Origin of the sequence: Microbacterium sp. NPDC080005 (assembly GCF_040702445.1) — a bacterium.
Classification (GTDB): domain Bacteria; phylum Actinomycetota; class Actinomycetes; order Actinomycetales; family Microbacteriaceae; genus Microbacterium; species Microbacterium oleivorans_D.
Genome location: NZ_JBFBLD010000001.1, coordinates 1,010,638 through 1,026,288, shown reverse-complemented (window position 1 = coordinate 1,026,288; position 15,651 = coordinate 1,010,638). Strand labels below are relative to the sequence as shown.

Below are 15,651 nucleotides of genomic sequence, written 5' to 3'. Positions count from 1 at the left end.
CCGCTGCATCACCCTGCCGAGAGAGAACACATGACTGACGAACACCGCTTCAGCTTCCGCACGCGCGCCCTGCACGCCGGGGGGACCCCCGACGCCGCAACGGGCGCGCGCGCCGTGCCGATCTACCAGACGTCCTCGTTCGTCTTCGACGACGCGACGGATGCCGCCAACCTGTTCGCGCTGCAGAAGTACGGCAACATCTACTCCAGGATCGGCAACCCCACCGTCGCCGCACTCGAGGAGCGGCTCGCCTCGCTCGAGGGCGGGATCGGCGCGGTCGCGACCGCGTCCGGGATGAGCGCGGAGTTCATTACGTTCGCCGCGCTCGTCGGTGTCGGCGACCATGTCGTCGCCTCGGCGCAGCTCTACGGCGGCACGGTGACGCAGCTCGACGTGACCCTGCGCCGATTCGGCGTCGACACGACGTTCGTCGGCTCGAGCGATCCCGCCGACTACGCCGCGGCGATCCGGCCCGAGACGAAGGTCCTCTACGTCGAGACGATCGGCAACCCGTCGGGCGAGATCGCCGACATCGAGGGCCTCGCCGAGGTGGCCCACGCCGCCGGCATCCCGCTCGTGGTCGACTCGACGCTCGCGACGCCGTACCTCGCACGCCCGCTCGAGCACGGCGCCGACATCGTCATCCACTCCGTGACCAAGTTCCTGGGCGGGCACGGGACGACCCTCGGCGGCGTCGTCGTCGAGAAGGGGACGTTCGACTGGGGGAACGGCAAGTTCCCGCAGATGACCGAGCCGGTCGCCTCGTACGGCGGCATCCGCTGGTGGGACAACTTCGGCGAGTACGGCTTCCTCACCAAGCTCCGCAGCGAGCAGCTGCGCGACATCGGTGCGGCGCTCAGCCCCCACTCGGCGTTCCTGCTGCTGCAGGGCGTCGAGACGCTGCCGCAGCGGATCGATGCGCACCTCGCGAACGCGCGCATCGTCGCGGAGTGGCTGGACGCGGACCCGCGCGTGTCGTTCGTCACCTGGGCGGGACTGCCGGGACACCCGCACCACGCCCGCGCGCAGAAGTACCTGCCGCTGGGGTCGGGCTCGGTGTTCGCCTTCGGTGTGAGGGCGGGCGACGACGCATCGACCGAGGCCGAACGGGTGGCCGCGGGTCGGCGGGCGGGCGAGGTCCTCATCGACTCCCTGCAGCTCGCCTCCCACCTCGCCAACATCGGCGACGCCCGCACCTTGGTCATCCACCCCGCCTCGACCACCCACCAGCAGCTGAGTACGGAGCAGCTGATCGCGGCGGGCGTGCCCGCCGACCTCATCCGCATCTCGGTGGGTCTCGAAGACCCCGAGGACATCATCTGGGACCTCGACCAGGCCCTCACCCGAGCGACAGGAGTCAGCCGATGAGCGATCCGAACGCGTGCGCCCTCCCGGCCCCTGCCGCGGCGCCCCACCGTGAGCAGACCCGAACCTGGCCGTCGGCCGGCGCGCAGGAGCGGTTCGAGATCCTCCGCCGGGCGAAGACGATCGCGATCGTCGGCGCCTCCGACAACCCGGCGCGGGCGAGCTACTTCGTCGCGACGTACCTGCGGGGGAGTTCGCCCTACGACGTCTACTACGTCAACCCGCGTGCGACCGAGATCCTCGGCCGGCCCGCCTACGCTTCGCTCGCCGAGCTCCCGGTGGCCCCCGACATCGTGGACGTCTTCCGCAAGCACGACGACCTGCCCGGCGTCGCGCAGGAGGCGGTGGATGCCGGGGCCTCGACCCTCTGGCTGCAGCTGGGCTCCTGGCACGAGGGCGCCGCCGAGATCGCCGCCGACGCGGGGCTGTCGGTCGTGATGGACCGCTGTGTGAAGATCGAGCACGCCCGCTTCCACGGCGGCCTCCACCTCGCCGGCTTCGACACCGGGGTTCTGAGCTCGAAGCGTCAGCTGCTCAGCCGCTGAGCGCGCGCGGCGGAGCGACTGCGCGCCCTGTAGACTGGGGGGATGCCGGGCCGCGCGCACACGCGCCCGTGCAGACTTCTCGCCTCACCGATCCTGGAGGACCACCATGGCCAACCGTGACCAGGGCATCATCGACCCGCCCATCGACGCACTGCTCGACAAGGTCGACTCGAAGTACCAGCTCGTCATCTACGCATCCAAGCGTGCGCGTCAGATCAACGACTACTACTCGGACCTCCACGAGGGGAATCTGTTCGACAACGTCGGCCCGCTCGTCGACTCGAACGTCGAGGACAAGCCGCTGACGATCGCTCTGCACGAGATCCACGAGGACAAGCTGCGCCTGCGCGCGGCCGAGTGACCTCGACGTCGTGACCCCTGACGCCATACGGCGTCATCCTCATGCCCGCGAGTCCCCCGTGTCGGGGACCGCGGGCATGATGGTTTGCACACCCCCGATCCGCCCTCTGGAGGACCGATGACCGCGCTGCGCCTGTTCACGTCGGAGTCCGTGACCGAAGGTCACCCCGACAAGATCTGCGACCAGATCTCCGACAGCATCCTCGACGCCCTCCTCGAGGTCGACCGCGGCAGCCGCGTCGCCGTCGAGACGCTCGTGACGACCGGACTGGTCCACGTCGCGGGCGAGGTGCGCACCGACGGCTACGTCGACATCCCGGGCATCGTCCGTCGCGTCGTCAACCGCATCGGATACACCTCCTCGGAGACCGGATTCGACGGCGACTCCTGCGGCGTCACGGTCTCGATCGGCGAGCAGTCCGGTGATATCGCCGCCGGCGTGGACAACGCGCTCGAGCACCGCGAAGGGGGCTCCGTGGACCCGGTCGACGCGCTGGGCGCGGGCGACCAGGGGATCATGTTCGGCTACGCGACGAACGAGACGCCGCAGTACATGCCGACCGCGATCTGGACCGCTCACCGTCTCGCGGAGCGACTCACGGACGCGCGCCGCAGCGGTGCGCTGCCGTTCCTGCGCCCCGACGGCAAGACGCAGGTGACCCTCGGGTACGACGGCACGACGCCCCGCACGGTCGACACCGTCGTCCTGTCCACGCAGCATCACCCCGACATCTCGCTGCCGGCCCTTCGCGCGGCGGTGCAGGCGGAGGTCATCGACCCCGTGCTCGCGCAGACGGGGCTCGACGTCTCGGACGTGCGGTACGTCATCAACCCCGCCGGCCCGTTCGTCGTCGGCGGGCCGAAGGGCGACGCGGGCCTGACCGGTCGCAAGATCATCATCGACACCTACGGCGGCGCCGCCCGTCACGGCGGTGGCGCGTTCAGCGGAAAGGACCCCTCCAAGGTCGACCGCTCCGCCGCGTACGCCATGCGGTGGGTCGCCAAGAACGCCGTCGCCGCCGGACTCGCCGACCGCCTCGAGGTGCAGGTGGCCTACGCGATCGGGCGCGCCGCGCCGGTCGGCCTCTACGTCGAGACCTTCGGCACCGGCCACGTCTCCGACGAGGCGATCACCGCCGCGATCCGCGACGTGTTCGACCTGCGTCCGCAGGCGATCATCGACGACCTCGATCTGCTGCGTCCCGTCTACGCGCAGACAGCGGCCTACGGACACTTCGGGCGCGAGCTGCCGGAGTTCACCTGGGAGCGGACCGACCGCGTCGACCTGCTGCGGGCCGCCGCCGGTCTCTGACTCTCGCCGTGATCGACGTCGCGCGGATCCTCATCGACTCGCCGCTGCCCCAGCTCGACCGGCTCTTCGACTACGCGGTCCCCGACGCCCTCCGCGACACGGCCCTTCCGGGCGTGCGCGTCAAGGTGCCGTTGCGCAGCGCCGGCCGCACGGTCGAGGGGTGGATCATCGAGCGTGCCGAGGTCGAGCCGGGCGGACGGCCTCTGTCCGAGGTGACCTCGGTGGTCTCCGCCGTCCCGATCCTTCCCGGCGCACTGTACCGTCTCGCGCGGCGGGTGGCCGACCGTGCGGCGGGCTCGGCCAGTGACATCCTGCGGTTGGCGGTCCCCAAGCGGATGGTCCGCGCCGAGAAGGCGTGGGTGGCCGCCGATCCGCCCGAGGTGCCGACGGTGGATCCGGATGCCGCGACCCGCGCCAGAGCGACGGCCGACGTCTATCCGGGGCTCGCCGACGCCGTCCTGTCGGGGGAGCGGCTGGCCGTCGACGCGCCGCCGCATCCGTCGCCCGGTCGCCTGCGCGGCGCGTGGGCGGACCTGCTCGCGTCTCTGGCGACTCTCGTCCTGGACACCGGCCGCAGCACGCTCATCGTGGTGCCGGACCATCGCGATCAGTCGCAGATCCTCGAGGCCCTCGCTGCGCTCGTCCCGGCGGATGCCGTCATCCGCGACGACGCGCGACGCTCCGGACCCGAGCGGTTCGCCACCTACCTCCGACTGTTGAGCCCCGCGCCGTGCATCGTGGTCGGCAACCGGTCGACGGTCTACGCGCCGGCGCACGACGTCGGCGCGGTCCTGGTGTGGGATGACGGCGACCCGCTGCTTGCAGAGCCGCTCAGCCCTGGAGTGCACGCGCGGGATGCCGCCCTCGTCCGCCAGGAGGAGGAACACTCGTCGCTCGTGTTCTCGGGGCACACGCGCACCTCGGACGTCGAACGCCTGGTGCAGGTCGGGTGGGTCCGCGAGGTGACCGCGCAGCGTCGTGCCAGCCCCCGCGTGGTCCTGTCGGCCACGCACGAGGCGGAGCACCGCGGCGCGCGAGTGCCGTCGGCGGCGTTCGCCGCCGCCCGCGAGGCTCTGCAGCACGGTCCGGTGCTCGTCCAGGTCGCGCGTCCGGGCTACTCGCCCGTCCTCGTCTGCGCCGAGTGCCGTCATCCGGCGCGCTGTCGCCACTGCTCCGGTCCGCTCCGCGCCCGTCGGCCCGGGGCGACTCCCGACTGCGGCTGGTGCGGACGATCGGCCCCGAACTGGACGTGCGCGCACTGTCAGGGGACGCGGTTCCGCATGGCATCCTCGGGGAGCGAGCGTACCGCCGACGAGCTCGGCCGGGCCTTCCCCGGCGTCCGTGTCATCGTCGCGGACGGCGACCACCCCGTCGCCTCGGTCGACGCGCGGCCGGCGCTCGTCATCGCGACCCGGGGCGCGGAGCCGCCCGCCGAGGGTGGCTACCGCGCTGTCATCCTGCTCGACGGCGACAAGATGCTCATGGCTGAGCAGCTACGGATCGGGGAGTCGTGCCTGCGCTGGTGGTCGAACGCCGCGGCCCTCGCCGCCCCGGGGGCGCCCGTGCACCTGGTCGGTGTCACCGGGCCCGTCGCGCGGGCCCTCGCGACCTGGACCCAGGCCGCCTACGCCCGCGCGGAGCTCGCCGACCGTGCGCCGCTGATGATGCCGCCGACCGTCCGCATCGCCGCGGTCGAGGGCGCCCCGGCATCCGTCGACCGCGCCCTCGCCGAGCTGCGCGACGCGGTCCCCGAGCTCGGCCCGATGACCGTGCTGGGGCCGGTGCCGACCGACGACGGCGCCCGGGCGCTCGTGCGGGTCGACTACGCGCACGGGCGCGCTGCAGCCGAGCAGCTGCGCGCCTCGGTCGTCGCCGACGCCGTGCGCGGTCGGCGTCGCGGGCCGGGGCCGCGGACTACACTCAGGGTTCGGCTCGATGTGCCCGAGCTCGATCTGTGAGGACCTCCATGCGCGTCGTTTTCGCCGGAACACCCGAACCGGCCATCCCCTCGCTCCGCGCCCTCGCGGCCTCGTCCCACGAGGTCGTCGGAGTCGTCAGCCGTCGTGACGCGCCTCTCGGCCGCAAGCGCGTTCTGACGCCCTCGCCCGTCGCGGTCGCGGCAGAGGAACTGGGTCTGACGGTCATCAAGGCCGATCGCCTGGACGACGCGGCGACGGCCGCGATCACCGCGCTCGACGCCGAGCTCGGAGTCATCGTCGCGTACGGAGGACTCGTGCGCGAGCCGTTGCTCTCTGCGCCGAGGCACGGCTGGATCAACCTCCATTTCTCGCTGCTCCCGAAGTGGCGCGGGGCGGCGCCCGTCCAGCACGCACTGATCGCGGGGGACCGAGTCACGGGCGCCGCGGTGTTCCAGCTGGTGCCGGCCCTCGACGCCGGTGATGTCTTCGCCGAGCTCCGGTACGACGTGCCGCGCGGGGCGACCGCCGGCGATGTGCTCGCCGACCTCGCAGTCTCCGGCGCGGAGCTCGTGTCGGGTGTCGTCGACGCGATCGCGGACGGCACGGCGGTCGCGGCCCCGCAGCACGGCGAGCCCACCCTGGCGCCGAAGCTCACACAGGCGGACGGCGCCCTGGACGTCACGCAGCCCGCCGACCGCGTCGTGGACCGCTTCCGGGGCACGACACCCGAGCCGGGGGCGCATCTCAGCGTCGCCGGGGCCCGGGTCAAGGTCCATTCCGCGCTGCGTGGGCCCGACACCGACCTCGAGCCCGGCAGACTGGCGCTCGTCGGACGCGACGTCCTCGTCGGGACGGGGGAGGGGACGGTTCTCCTGCGCACCGTGCAGCCCGCGGGGAAGGGCGCCATGCCCGCCGCGGACTGGTGGCGGGGCCTGCGGGCCGATGATCCGCGCGCCGACCTGCCGGGGGCGTCGTCGTGACCGCGGCGCGCGATGTCGCCTACGCCGTCATCCACGCCGTCGGAGCGGACGATGCGTATGCCAACCTCCTGCTGCCTCGGGAAGTGGAGCGTGCCCGGCTGTCGACTGCGGACGCTGCCCTCGCCACCGAGCTGACGTACGGCACCCTCCGCCGTGTCGGAACGTACGACGCTGTGATCGAGATCGCCGCGTCCCGCCCCGTGTCCACGATCGACGACGCCGTCCTCGACGCGCTTCGTCTCGGGACCCATCAGCTCCTCGCGACCCGGGTCCCTGCGCACGCCGCGGTCCACGAGACGGTGGACCTGGTGGGGCGGGTTGCCGGGCGTCGGGCGACCGGATTCGCCAACGCCGTCCTGCGGCGTGTGTCGGAGCGCGACGAGGAGGAGTGGCTCACCCGCATCGAGGATGCCGCACGGTCCGACGACGAGAAACTGTCGGTGCGGTATGCGCACCCCGTCTGGATCATCCGGGCGTTCCGGCGAGCGCTGGCGGCCGAAGGGCGTGCGGCGGAGCTGCTCAGTCTGCTGTCGGCGGACAACGCCGCTCCCACCGTCACCCTGTCGGCCCTTCCCGGTGTCGGCGAGATCCCGGCGGACGCCGCGCGCACACCCTTCTCCCCGCTTGGCTTCCGGCTCGCGGGCGGCGATCCCGACCGCGTCGTGCGCGCCTCGGGCGGCGCCGTCCGCGTGCAGGACGAGGGCTCTCAGCTCGCGGCCCTCGCTTTGTCGCGCGCGGTGCCGGTACGCGCAGGGGAGCGCTGGCTCGACCTGTGCGCGGCGCCCGGCGGCAAGACCGCGGTCCTCGCCGCAGAGGCTGCCGCCCACGGGGCGCAGCTCGAGGCGAACGAGCTCTCGCCTGCGCGGGCGAAACTCGTCCGCCAGTCCGTCGCGGCGGTTCCGATCGACGTGCCCGTGTCCGAGGAGGACGGCCGCACGCGCGCCGGCCGGGGAGTCTACGACCGCATCCTCGTCGACGCGCCGTGCACCGGACTCGGCGCACTCCGACGGCGGCCCGAGGCGCGCTGGCGCAAGGCTCCGGCTGACGTCTCCGAGCTCACCCAGCTCCAGGCCGAACTCCTCTCCGCTGCGGTCGAGGCGCTCGCTCCGGGCGGCGTCGTCGCGTACGTCACGTGCTCCCCGCACCTCGCCGAGACGGCGGGCGTGGTCGCCGATATCGAGCGCCGCTTCGGCACCGGCCTCACCCAGCTCGACGCGCGCGAGGTGATCCGGGGGATCTCCGGCGGCGACATCGACCTCGCCGTCCCGGCCGACGGGTCGGGCCGCGCGCAGCTGTGGCCGCACCGTCACGCGACCGACGCCATGTCCATCTGGCTGCTGCGTCGCTCCTGACCCGGCGTCGAACGTGATCCCGCGCCGGGATAATGGCTCACGTGGCCGATTCCGACGTACGCATCAACCCCAGCATCCTCGCCGCCGATTTCGTCAACATGCAGGCGGAGCTCGCCCGCATCGCCTCTGCGGACTTCGTCCACGTCGACGTGATGGACAACCACTTCGTCCCCAACCTGACGTTCGGCCCGCAGATGGTCGAGCGCATCCAGGCGACGAGCCCGGTCCCGCTCGACGTCCACCTCATGATCAGTGACGCCGACCGGTGGGCGCCGGGGTACGCCGAGCTCGGCGCGGCATCCGTCACCTTCCACCTCGAGGCCGCCGCTGAGCCGGTGGTTCTCGCTCGACGACTGCGCGACATCGGTGCCCGTGCCGGGGTCGCGGTCAAGCCGTCGACCCCGGTGGAGCAGCTGTTCGACGTGCTCGACGAGTTCGACCAGATCCTCGTCATGACGGTCGAGCCCGGTTTCGGTGGGCAGAGCTTCATGGCGGACCAGATGCCGAAGCTCCGCCGGCTCGCCGACGAGGCACGCCGCCGCGGTTCGCAGGTCTGGCTGCAGGTCGACGGCGGCATCGGCGAGGCGACGATCGCGCAGGCCGCGGAGGCCGGTGCCGACACCTTCGTGGCGGGCTCCGCCGTCTTCGGGGCCGACGACCCCGGCGCGGCGATCAGCGCGCTCCGCTCTGCTGCGGCATCCGCTCACCGGCACTGACCACGTCGTCACGGGTACCGGCGGCGGGCGGCGGCCCGGTACCCTGGAGGGTGTGAAGACCTTCGACGGACTGTTCTCCGAGCTGACCGAGACGGCGGCGACCCGTCCCGAGGGATCCGGAACCGTCGCACAGCTCGACCGGGGCGTCCACGCCATCGGCAAGAAGATCGTCGAAGAGGCCGCAGAGGTCTGGATGGCCGCCGAATACCAGTCGGATGCCGAGACGGCCGAGGAGATCTCGCAGCTGCTCTACCACCTGCAGGTGCTGATGCTCGCGAAGGGACTGACGCTCGAGGACGTGTACCGACATCTCTGATCGGTCCCTCCCGCCGTCCGCACACCTCCACACCGAAAGACGTCCCATGCTGCGCATCGCCGTCCCCAACAAGGGCATGCTCGCCGAGACCACGGCGGGGATGCTCGCCGAAGCCGGGTACACCGGTCGACGCGATCCCAAGGACCTCCACGTCATCGACCCCGTCAACGACGTCGAGTTCTTCTACCTCCGTCCCAAAGACATCGCCACCTACGTGGGCTCGGGTGCCCTCGACGTCGGGATCACCGGCCGCGACCTGCTGTTGGACGCGCGGATGCCGGGTGCCCGCGAGATCGAGCAGCTCGGCTTCGGCGGCTCGACCTTCCGTTTCGCCGGTCCTCCCGGACGCTTCACGGAGCTCGCCGACCTCGACGGCCTGCGCGTCGCGACCGCCTACCCGGGCCTCGTCGACGGATACCTCGACGAACACGGTGTGGCCGTGGACCTCGTGCCCCTGGACGGCGCGGTCGAGTCCGCCGTGCAGCTGGGGGTGGCGGATGCCGTCGCCGACGTCGTCTCGACGGGGACGACGCTCCGGCAGGCGGGGCTCGAGATCTTCGGCCCGGTCCTGCTCGAATCCGAGGCGGTCCTCATCGGCGCCCCGACCGAGGCGCCCGGCACCGAGACACTGCTGCGGCGCCTGCGTGGCGTCATGGTCGCCCGTCGCTACGTCCTCATCGACTACGACCTCCCGGCGCACCTCGTCGACCAGGCCGTCGCGCTCACGCCGGGCATCGAGTCGCCGACCATCTCGCCGCTGCGGGACCCGGAATGGGTGGCGGTGCGCGTCATGAGCCCGCGGAAGACCGTCAACCAGGTGATGGACGCGCTGTACGAGATCGGCGCCCGTGCGATCCTCGTGACGGCGATCCACAACGCGAGGCTCTGACGTGTCGCTCGTGTGCCGGGTCATCCCGTGCCTCGACGTCGCCGCGGGCAAGGTGGTCAAGGGCGTCAACTTCGAGAACCTGCGCGAGATGGGCGACCCCGTCGACCTCGCGCGCCGCTACTACGAGCAGGGCGCGGACGAGATCACCTTCCTCGACGTCACCGCGACGGTCGACGCCCGCGACACGACGTACGACGTGGTCCAGCGCACGGCGGAGCAGGTCTTCATCCCGCTGACCGTCGGCGGCGGCGTGCGATCCGCGGAGGATGTCGCGCGACTGCTCGGCGTGGGTGCTGACAAGGTCGGCGTGAACTCCGCCGCGATCGCCCGCCCCGAGCTCCTCGGTGAGATCGCCGACCGTTTCGGCGCCCAGGTCCTCGTCCTCTCCCTCGACGTGAAGCGCGCGCCGCACACGCCGTCCGGCTTCGCCGTCACGACCCACGGCGGCCGCACGCTCACCGACCTCGACGCCCTCGCCTGGGCGCGCGAGGCCATCGAACGCGGCGCCGGGGAGCTGCTGGTGAACTCGATCGATGCGGACGGCACGAAGGACGGCTTCGACCTCGAGCTCGTCGCCCTCATGCGCGAGGTCTCGTCGGTTCCCGTCATCGCCTCGGGCGGCGCGGGTGACGCGGCGCACTTCGCGCCGGCGATCGAAGCCGGGGCGGATGCGGTGCTCGCAGCATCCGTCTTCCACTCGGGACAGCTGACGGTCGGAGACGTCAAAGAGGCCCTGACGGCCTCGGGTGTGGAGGTGCGGCGATGACCCGGTCGATCGAGGAGCGCATGGCACGCGTCGTCTACAACGCGGACGGACTCGTGCCCGCGATCGTGCAGCAGCACGACACGCGCGAGGTGCTCATGCTGGGGTGGATGGACGCCGAAGCCCTCCGTCGCACGCTCACCGAAGGACGCGTGACGTTCTGGTCCCGCTCGCGACAGGAGTACTGGCGCAAGGGCGACACGTCGGGGCACGCCCAGTACGTGCGCGGCCTGCGCCTCGACTGCGACGGCGACACGCTCCTCGTGTCCGTCGAGCAGGTGGGTGCTGCCTGCCACACCGGCGACCGCACCTGCTTCGACGCCGACGACCTCGACCCCGTGGTCGGCGAGTTCTCGTGACCGACGCCTCCGCCCGGCGGATGCGGCTGTCCGCCGTGCTGGCGATCCTCCTCGGCGGCGCTGTCGGCATCATCGGGTCGACCCAGACCTGGCTGAACGCCACGCTCAACGACGGCTCCGAGCTCGCGGTCCCCGTCCCCGGGGCGGACGCCCTCGCTGTGCTCGCTCCGCTGAGCCTCGCCGCGCTCGCCCTCGGTCTCGCGCTCACGATCGTCGGGCGGGTGCTCCGGTACGCCTTCGCGGTCATCGCGATCGGGCTGGGCGCCGGCCTCGGCTGGAGTTCGTTCCGCATCGCGTCGCAGCGTCCCGTCGACGCCGTGGCGGGACCGGTGACGGATGCCACCGGTCTCAGTGGTGAGCAGGGCATCGCCGGCATCGTGTCCGAGATCACGGCGACTCCGTGGCCTGCGGTGACGGCCGCAACATCCGTCCTCATCGTGCTGGGCGGCATGGTCGTCCTCGCGACCGCCCACCGCTGGAGCGCATCCGGGCGCAGATACCGCACGGAGCGCACCGCCGGGACCGGCCCTCGGGACAGCATCGACTCCTGGGACGATCTGTCCCGCGGCGAGGACCCGACCAGCTGAGCGTCCGGGGCGGGGGAGCGTGTCCACCCCGCTAGACTGATGAGGCGGCTCCGGTCGCCCCCGAACCTGCATGCGAAGGAGAAAAATGAGCGGCATCGAGGACCCCGGCCACGGACACTCCCCGGCGGCATGGACGACGGTCGTCATCATGCTCATCGCGCTGACGATCGGCACCGTCTTCTTCTTCCTCGAGATGCCGCTCATGGTCTGGCTCTCAGTCGTCCTGCTGGTCATCGGCCTCGTCGTCGGCTACATCATGACCAAGGCGGGCTACGGCGTCGGCGGATCCAAGACCGTCTCGAAGCAGCACTGACGTGCTCGCCGACCTGACGGCCGGCGCGGTGGAGGATGCACGGGAGCGGGAGTCCGTCCGCCCCCTGGCCGTGGTCGAGAAGCTCGCCCTCGCGCAGCCCGCGGCCATCGATGCGTTGGCCGCCCTCGCCCCCGCCGACCGCGTCAAGATCATCGCGGAGGTCAAGCGTGCGAGCCCGTCGCGTGGCGACCTCGCCGACATCCCCGACCCCGCGCTCCAGGCGCGCCGATACGAGGACGGCGCAGCGTCCGCGATCTCGGTGCTGACCGAGCAGCGCAAGTTCAAGGGCTCGCTCGCCGACCTGGAAGCTGTCCGCGCGGCCGTCACCCTCCCGGTGCTCCGCAAGGACTTCATCGCGACGCCGTACCAGGTGTTCGAGGCCCGGGCGGCGGGCGCCGACCTCGTCCTCCTCATCGTCGCCGGTCTCGAGCAGCGGGTGCTCGCCGAGCTGTACGACCTCGTCGTCGAGCTCGGCATGACGCCGCTCGTCGAGACGCACTCCGCCGACGAGGTCGCTCGTGCGAACGACATCGGCGCACGCCTGGTGGGCGTCAACGCACGCAACCTCTCCACGTTCGAGCTCGACCGGGACCTCTTCGGCCGACTCGCTCCCGAGCTCCCGGACGGCGTCATCAAGATCGCCGAGTCGGCCGTGCTCTCACCCGCCGACGTCGCGCACTACCGCGGCGCCGGCGCCGACGTCGTCCTGATCGGCGAGGCCCTCGTCACGAGCGACCCCGTGTCGACCCTCGCCGCGTTCCTGGAAGCAGGCTCATGAGTCTCCGCGAAGCCAACGGTCCCTTCTTCGGCGAGTTCGGCGGGCGGTACATGCCCGAGTCGCTCATCGCCGCGATCGACGAGCTGACAGCGGTCTACGAGGACGCCAAGACCGACCCCGCCTTCGCCGCCGAGTTCGCACGGCTGCTCAACGTCTATGCGGGGCGTCCGTCCGCGCTCACCGAGGTGCCGCGGTTCGCCGAGCACGCCGGTGGCGCGCGCGTCTTCCTCAAGCGTGAGGACCTCAACCACACCGGGTCCCACAAGATCAACAATGTGCTCGGCCAGGCGCTCATCACGAAGAAGCTCGGCAAGAACCGGGTCATCGCCGAGACCGGCGCGGGTCAGCACGGCGTCGCCACCGCGACGGCGGCCGCGCTCTTCGGGTTCGAGTGCACGATCTACATGGGTGAGGTCGACACGGAGCGACAGGCTCTCAACGTGGCGCGGATGCGGCTCCTCGGTGCCGAGGTCGTGCCGGTCACGACCGGGTCGCGCACGCTCAAGGACGCGATCAACGAGGCGTACCGCGACTGGGTCGCCTCCGTCGACTCGACGAACTACATCTTCGGCACCGCGGCCGGCCCGCACCCGTTCCCGGCGATGGTGCGCGACTTCCAGAAGGTCATCAGTGAGGAGGCGCGTCAGCAGCTCCTCGATGAGACCGGGCGCCTCCCTGACGCGGTCATCGCGTGCGTCGGCGGCGGGTCGAACGCGATCGGCATGTTCGACGCGTTCCTCGACGACAAGGGCGTCGCTCTGTACGGCGTCGAGGCGGCCGGCGACGGCGTCGACACGCCCAAGCATGCGGCATCCATCGAGCGCGGCCGACCCGGCATCCTCCACGGGGCGAAGACGTTCGTGCTGCAGGACGAGGACGGGCAGACGACCGAGTCGCACTCGATCTCGGCCGGGCTCGACTACCCGGGCGTCGGCCCGGAGCACGCGTGGCTCGCGAGCATCGGCCGCGCGCAGTACATCCCCGCGACCGACACCGAGGCGATGGAAGCCCTGCGTCTGCTCAGCCGCACCGAGGGGATCATCCCTGCGATCGAATCCGCCCACGCCCTGGCGGGTGCGCTCCGCATCGGTCGCGAGCTCGGTCCGGACGCGGTCCTGGCCGTCAACCTCTCCGGACGGGGCGACAAGGACATGGACACCGCTGCGCGCTGGTTCGAGCTCTACGACGCCGACAAGGAGCCGGTCGAGGTCCCGGCCGATCCCGAGCACGGCAGCGGTGAGGGAGTGGAGCTGTGACCTCGCGGGTCGCCGCCGCGATCGCCGCGGCCAAGGAGTCCGGTCGCGGAGCGTTCGTGGGCTACCTGCCCATCGGCTACCCGGATCTGCAGACCAGCATCGACGCCGCCGTCGCCCTCGCGGAGAACGGCGCCGACATCATCGAGCTGGGTCCGCCCTACTCCGACCCGGTGATGGACGGGGTCGTCATCCAGGAGGCGACGCAGGCTGCGCTGGCCGCGGGGTTCCGCTTCCGCGACACCTTCACCGCGGTCCGTGCGATCGCCGAGCGCGTCGACGTGCCGATCGTCGTCATGACGTATTGGAACCCCGTGTTCCAGTACGGCGTCGACCGTTTCGCCGACGACCTCGCGGCCGCCGGCGGCGCGGGGCTCATCACCCCCGACATCACGCCCGACGCGGCGGCTGACTGGATCGCGGCCTCCGAGCGGACCGGGCTCGACCGCATCTTCCTCGCCGCCCCGTCGTCCACGGACGATCGCATCAAGATGATCGCCGAGCACTCCACCGGATTCGTGTACACCGTCTCGACGATGGGCATCACGGGGGAGCGGGCCGAACTGGATGCCGCGGCGCGCGCCCTCGTCGAGCGTCTCCGTGCGCACGGGGTGGAGAACGCCTGCGTGGGCATCGGCATCTCGACCGCCGATCAGGTCGACGGTGTCCTCGACTACGCCGACGGCGCGATCGTGGGCACGGCCCTGGTGCGCGCGCTCCGCGACGGCGGGGTGGACGGCCTGGCCGCCACGACGCGGGAGCTGTCCCGCGGCGCGGGACCCCAGCCGGTCACCGCGTAGACTCGCCGTCGTGACTTCTGCAGCCCTCTCCGTCGTCGCGAGCATCCCCAGCCCGCCGATCAGTTCGTTCCAGCTCGGCCCGCTGACGATCCACTTCTACGCCCTGTGCATCCTCGCGGGCATCGTCGTGGCCACGTTCTGGACCAACCGCCGCCTCACCAAGCGCGGCGCGGAGCCGTGGGTCGTCATCGACATCGCCCTGCTCGCGGTCCCGCTCGCGATCATCGGCGCACGCATCTTCCACGTCGTCACCCACCCCGGCTTCTACTTCGGGGAGGACAAGGACCTCTGGGCGATCTTCCGCATCTGGGAGGGCGGCATCGCCATCTTCGGCGCCCTGATCGGCGGCGCGGTCGGCGCGTGGCTGGGCTGCAAGTGGAGCGGCATCCGCTTCTGGACCTTCGCGGACGCGCTGGCTCCGGCCCTCCTGCTGGCGCAGGCGTTCGGCCGCTTCGGCAACTGGTTCAACCAGGAGCTCTACGGTCTGCCGACCGATCTGCCGTGGGGCCTCGAGATCAGCTACCCGAACCCCGCGTGGCCCGCCGGTCTGCCCGAAGGCACGCTCTTCCACCCGACCTTCCTCTACGAGGTCATCTGGAACGTCATGGGTGTCATCATCATCGCTGCCGCCGGTCGCCGGTTCCGGCTGCAGTGGGGTCGACTGTTCGGCCTCTACCTGATCTGGTACTCCGCCGGCCGCATCGTCTGGGAGTCCATCCGCATCGACCCGAGCGAGGTCTTCCTCGGCCTCCGCACGAACGTGTGGGCGTCGATCCTGGGTGTCGTCGTGGGTCTGGTCATCATGATCGTGCAGAAGCGCCGGCACCCGGGCTTCGAGCCGTCGCCGTATCAGCCGGGACGCGAATGGACGCCCCCGGGCGCGGTACACTCACAGGGAACCGATGACTTCGTCGACGTGAGCGCACCCCCCGCGTCCGAAGAATCCTCCGACTCGGCCACAAGCTCAGTCACCACCCGATAGCACCGCAGGGCCGACGTCGTCCCAGGTTGAGCACCCATGTGAGGACGGTAGGCATGCCCTCG

At 71.4% G+C, this 15,651-nt stretch carries 18 protein-coding genes; all 18 read left to right on the top strand.

The features are described 5' to 3' along the window. Positions 1–30: 30 nt before the first annotated feature. The 18 genes from AB0259_RS04955 (at position 31) to lgt (ending at position 15,589) form a co-directional block, all read left to right on the top strand. Positions 31–1,368, top strand: a complete 1,338-nt coding sequence (locus AB0259_RS04955) for an O-acetylhomoserine aminocarboxypropyltransferase/cysteine synthase family protein (RefSeq protein WP_366220321.1) — start codon at positions 31–33, stop codon at positions 1,366–1,368. After that, the gene (locus tag AB0259_RS04950) at positions 1,365–1,910 is read left to right on the top strand and encodes a CoA-binding protein (protein ID WP_366220323.1); all 546 of its coding nucleotides are present in this window, start codon (positions 1,365–1,367) and stop codon (positions 1,908–1,910) included. Before AB0259_RS04955 ends, AB0259_RS04950 begins: the two co-directional genes overlap by 4 nt. A gap of 106 nt (positions 1,911–2,016) precedes the next feature. Continuing rightward, entirely contained in the window at positions 2,017–2,271 is a 255-nt protein-coding gene (gene rpoZ, locus AB0259_RS04945; protein ID WP_064002061.1) for a DNA-directed RNA polymerase subunit omega, read from the top strand. A gap of 117 nt (positions 2,272–2,388) precedes the next feature. Continuing rightward, positions 2,389–3,582: a methionine adenosyltransferase gene (gene metK, locus AB0259_RS04940; protein WP_366220325.1), complete on the top strand. Its 1,194-nt coding sequence runs from the start codon at positions 2,389–2,391 to the stop codon at positions 3,580–3,582. Positions 3,583–3,590: 8 nt separating this feature from the next. After that, positions 3,591–5,540, top strand: coding sequence for a primosomal protein N' (locus AB0259_RS04935; protein ID WP_366220327.1), 1,950 nt, complete (start codon positions 3,591–3,593; stop codon positions 5,538–5,540). Positions 5,541–5,548: 8 nt separating this feature from the next. Beyond that, on the top strand, positions 5,549–6,481 hold the full coding sequence (gene fmt, locus AB0259_RS04930) for a methionyl-tRNA formyltransferase (RefSeq protein ID WP_366220329.1): 933 nt from the start codon (positions 5,549–5,551) through the stop codon (positions 6,479–6,481). Continuing rightward, the gene (locus AB0259_RS04925) at positions 6,478–7,833 is read left to right on the top strand and encodes a transcription antitermination factor NusB (protein ID WP_366220331.1); all 1,356 of its coding nucleotides are present in this window, start codon (positions 6,478–6,480) and stop codon (positions 7,831–7,833) included. Before fmt ends, AB0259_RS04925 begins: the two co-directional genes overlap by 4 nt. 32 nt (positions 7,834–7,865) lie before the next feature. Then, a complete protein-coding gene (rpe, locus tag AB0259_RS04920; protein ID WP_366220332.1) occupies positions 7,866–8,549 on the top strand; it encodes a ribulose-phosphate 3-epimerase in 684 nt (227 codons plus the stop codon). Between the two features lie 52 nt (positions 8,550–8,601). Continuing rightward, entirely contained in the window at positions 8,602–8,865 is a 264-nt protein-coding gene (locus tag AB0259_RS04915; RefSeq protein WP_251580803.1) for a phosphoribosyl-ATP diphosphatase, read from the top strand. A 46-nt stretch (positions 8,866–8,911) separates the two neighbouring features. Beyond that, entirely contained in the window at positions 8,912–9,754 is an 843-nt protein-coding gene (hisG, locus tag AB0259_RS04910; RefSeq protein ID WP_064002054.1) for an ATP phosphoribosyltransferase, read from the top strand. A gap of 1 nt (position 9,755) precedes the next feature. Continuing rightward, entirely contained in the window at positions 9,756–10,520 is a 765-nt protein-coding gene (gene hisF, locus AB0259_RS04905; RefSeq protein ID WP_251580805.1) for an imidazole glycerol phosphate synthase subunit HisF, read from the top strand. Beyond that, positions 10,517–10,876, top strand: a complete 360-nt coding sequence (gene hisI / locus AB0259_RS04900) for a phosphoribosyl-AMP cyclohydrolase (protein ID WP_251580807.1) — start codon at positions 10,517–10,519, stop codon at positions 10,874–10,876. The genes hisF and hisI overlap by 4 nt, the downstream gene beginning before the upstream one ends. Then, positions 10,873–11,463: a Trp biosynthesis-associated membrane protein gene (locus tag AB0259_RS04895; protein ID WP_366220335.1), complete on the top strand. Its 591-nt coding sequence runs from the start codon at positions 10,873–10,875 to the stop codon at positions 11,461–11,463. The genes hisI and AB0259_RS04895 overlap by 4 nt, the downstream gene beginning before the upstream one ends. An 85-nt stretch (positions 11,464–11,548) precedes the next feature. Beyond that, entirely contained in the window at positions 11,549–11,776 is a 228-nt protein-coding gene (locus AB0259_RS04890; RefSeq protein WP_251580811.1) for a DUF6704 family protein, read from the top strand. 1 nt (position 11,777) lies between these two features. Further along, on the top strand, positions 11,778–12,554 hold the full coding sequence (gene trpC / locus AB0259_RS04885; RefSeq protein WP_366220336.1) for an indole-3-glycerol phosphate synthase TrpC: 777 nt from the start codon (positions 11,778–11,780) through the stop codon (positions 12,552–12,554). Further along, on the top strand, positions 12,551–13,810 hold the full coding sequence (trpB, locus tag AB0259_RS04880) for a tryptophan synthase subunit beta (protein ID WP_366220337.1): 1,260 nt from the start codon (positions 12,551–12,553) through the stop codon (positions 13,808–13,810). The genes trpC and trpB overlap by 4 nt, the downstream gene beginning before the upstream one ends. Then, the gene (trpA, locus tag AB0259_RS04875) at positions 13,807–14,607 is read left to right on the top strand and encodes a tryptophan synthase subunit alpha (protein ID WP_366220338.1); all 801 of its coding nucleotides are present in this window, start codon (positions 13,807–13,809) and stop codon (positions 14,605–14,607) included. Before trpB ends, trpA begins: the two co-directional genes overlap by 4 nt. 10 nt (positions 14,608–14,617) lie before the next feature. Further along, positions 14,618–15,589 carry a prolipoprotein diacylglyceryl transferase gene (gene lgt / locus AB0259_RS04870; protein WP_251580825.1) on the top strand — a complete coding sequence of 324 codons (972 nt, stop codon included), beginning with the start codon at positions 14,618–14,620 and terminating at the stop codon, positions 15,587–15,589. Positions 15,590–15,651: the final 62 nt, after the last annotated feature.